This is a genomic window from Loktanella sp. DJP18 (genome assembly GCF_049310965.1).
Classification (GTDB): Bacteria; Pseudomonadota; Alphaproteobacteria; order Rhodobacterales; family Rhodobacteraceae; genus Loktanella.
In genome coordinates this window covers 1-2,857 of record NZ_JBMERN010000243.1, presented here as the reverse complement: position 1 = coordinate 2,857, position 2,857 = coordinate 1, and the positions used below count along the sequence as shown (strand labels likewise).

The window sequence follows — 2,857 nt, the reverse complement described above, 5'->3', positions numbered from 1 at the left end:
GCCTCTAAGAGGCTCATGACGCACACAAAATATGAGGAGCATGTCATGGCCGATCCCGTTATCACGACCTCTTTCAGAGCAGACACCGACAACCTGTACGACTGGGCGACCGTGCTCATCACAAAGTCGAATGGCGTCGAAGTCGAGCGTGTCACCACCTACGACGCGGGCTCAAAAGCCACATCCGGTCTGGTCATCACCCAGACGACCACGGACGGTTTCGTCAGCAAGATCGTCAGCGCAGACGCCGGCAACAATAACACGTGGTCCACGATCGAAAGCAATTTCGTGCCCGGATCTAAATCTTTGGCTAGCAAGGTCACGACCTACGACAACGGCACCACGAATACCGAGACCTACATCGGCGGAGCCCTGTCACAGACCGTGCGCACCGGTTCGTCAGGTCAGCCGTTCACGTCGATCACCACGACCTACGACCTGGTGAACGGCGGGCACACCGTAGCCACGGCGCAGGCCAACGGCCAGACCACGACGGACGTGTTCAATGAAGCGGGCAAACTTGTCAGCCGGACACAGACCGACGGAGCATCCGATTCAGCGGATTGGTCATCGGTCGAGACGACCTACACCACGACCGAAGGCGTAGCGACTGTCGAGCGGACCTATACCTACGACAACGGTGTGACCCGCGCAGAAACCCTCGTCGGTGGAAAGCTTACCACAGTCGTCCAGACCGACAGCGAGACGGCAAGCTGGTCGACCATCACGGAAGCCTTTGGTGCCGATGGCAAGCTGACCAGCCGCGCGAAGGTCGAAGACGACAACGACACGATCGTCGAGACCTATGCGGCCGGGGTGCTGACCGAGGTGACGCGCAACGATGTCTCGGGTGCCACAGCCTGACAACCCATGACCCGGACGTATGATGCCGCCGGCAAGCTCTTGACCGAAGAGCAGGTTAAAGACGACGGAATGACCATCGACAAGACCTTCGGCCAGCGCGAGATCGCGACCGTGGGCGCGGGCGGCGTAGCCGGCACGAAGACCATCAACTTTGCAACGCAGGTCGTCACGACGGACACGGACACCGTGCATGAGACCAGCGCGCACCTCGGCCTCAAGACCTGGGATTCGATCACGACGAACTATGGTTCTGACGGCCTCGTCTCCGCCTCGACCACCGTGATGGACGATACCGACACGGTCGTGCGCACCTACGCCGGTGGGGTCCTGTCGCAGGTCGTCAAGACCGACGTGAACGACGACAGCACCAACGAGACTGTGACGGCAACCTACAATGCATCCGGCAAGATCGTCACAAGCGAGGTCCTGCGCGACGACGATGTCACGGTCACGTTCGACTATGACGCTGACGGCAAGGTGATCCAAACGCTGACAGTCGACACGACGGACACCGCCAGCCCGGAAACCACCAGCGAAACGGATAAGGTCGATGGTGAATACGCCTGGAAATCCGTCGGAAAGACGATCGCGGATGGCAACGTCGTGTCGCAGACCGTCGTCTACGACGACGATCGCAGCGTCACGTCGGTCTACGACGATACAGTCATCGGCGACGTCATCATGACGGTCACTCAGACGCAGACAGGTGCAGTCCTGGCCGGTGAATTCTGGACCGACAAGGTCACGACCTATGTTGCGGGCGACGCGATCACGCCGCGGTTCGTCGAAAGCTCTGTCACGACGACCAACCTCGGTCGTGTCACCGTGATCGAGAATGGCAATGACGGCGTGCGGGACTCCATGCTGGTCACGGACGAAGGTGCGGGCACCACGGGGGCCTTCAACTGGGACTCGATCGCGACGCATTACAATGCCAGCGGCGACATGGTGTCCCGTTTGCAGGTTCAGGACAGCGGAGACCAGGCCCTGCGCCTGTACGACGACGCAGGCAAACTGACGGATGTCGTCCTTTACGACGGAGACAACAGCAACAACTGGGAGTTCCGCGTCACGACCTACGATGCGGCAGGCGCTCCGTCCACCTCGCTCGCCGACGCCTCGACTCTGCCGGCCGAGTATACTGACTACTTCTCGGCCGTGCCTGTCATGTCGGTCGTCTGATCGGCACCGGAATTGTAACGACTGTCCCGCGCGGGGTGTGCCTCGCGCAGGACAGTCGGATCGCCCGGGGATCGCGGTCGGTCGGAACGAGATGGGGCAGGGCGCGCGCGTGCGCCATCACCCCAGATAGATCTGACCGGCCGGATACCGGACCCGCGGGACGCTGCGGGTGGCCAGAAAGAAGCCGATGGTCAGGGGTCCGACGCGGCCGAAGAACATCACGACCATCAGGACCGACAAGCCAAAGCGGTCCAGCTCTGCCGTGGCACCCCGCGACAGGCCGACGGTGCCGAAGGCCGAGGTAACCTCGAACATCAGGTCCAGAAATTCTCCGTCGTGGCTGATCGAGATCACGAATAGGCCGGTGGCGACCAGCAGCATGCTGACCGTCGTCAAGGCCATGACCTTCAGCACTTCCTCCATCTTCAGACTGCGCCCGAAGACGTGAAGCGTCGCCTGACGTCGAAAGAAGGCGATGGTCGCCAAGACCAGCACGATCAGCGTCGTGACCTTGATACCACCGGCGGTGGACGTGCTGCCACCGCCGACAACCATCAGCGTCATGGTCATCAGCGTCGTGCTGTCGTGCATTGCACCGGTGTCGATGGTGTTGAATCCCGCCGTGCGCGGCGTGACGGCCTGAAACCAGCTGGCCCACAGCCGCGCACCGGTGCCGTTCAACCCGGCCAGGGTGTCCGGATTGCGCCACTCCAGCGCGGCAAAGGTAATGGCGGCGAACACGGTCAATCCGGCCGTTCCGGCCAGCATCAGCTTGGAATGGATCGTCAGGCGCGCCCAGCTTCTTTTCTGA

Annotated in this window: 3 protein-coding genes; 2 read left to right on the top strand and 1 reads right to left on the bottom strand. The window is 61.7% G+C overall.

Annotated features, from left to right (window positions below; all coding sequences use genetic code 11):
- Positions 1–45 precede the first annotated feature (45 nt).
- Both ACOI1H_RS24585 and ACOI1H_RS24580 read left to right on the top strand, forming a co-directional pair.
- Complete coding sequence (locus ACOI1H_RS24585) at positions 46–864, top strand: hypothetical protein (protein WP_422440866.1); 819 nt, start codon at positions 46–48, stop codon at positions 862–864.
- Positions 865–870: 6 nt separating this feature from the next.
- A complete protein-coding gene (locus ACOI1H_RS24580) occupies positions 871–2,046 on the top strand; it encodes a hypothetical protein (RefSeq protein ID WP_422440865.1) in 1,176 nt (391 codons plus the stop codon).
- 117 nt (positions 2,047–2,163) lie between these two features.
- Here ACOI1H_RS24580 and ACOI1H_RS24575 read toward each other — a convergent pair.
- Positions 2,164–2,857 (bottom strand): potassium transporter TrkG (locus tag ACOI1H_RS24575; protein WP_422440863.1); only part of this gene is annotated, 694 nt, incomplete at its 5' end.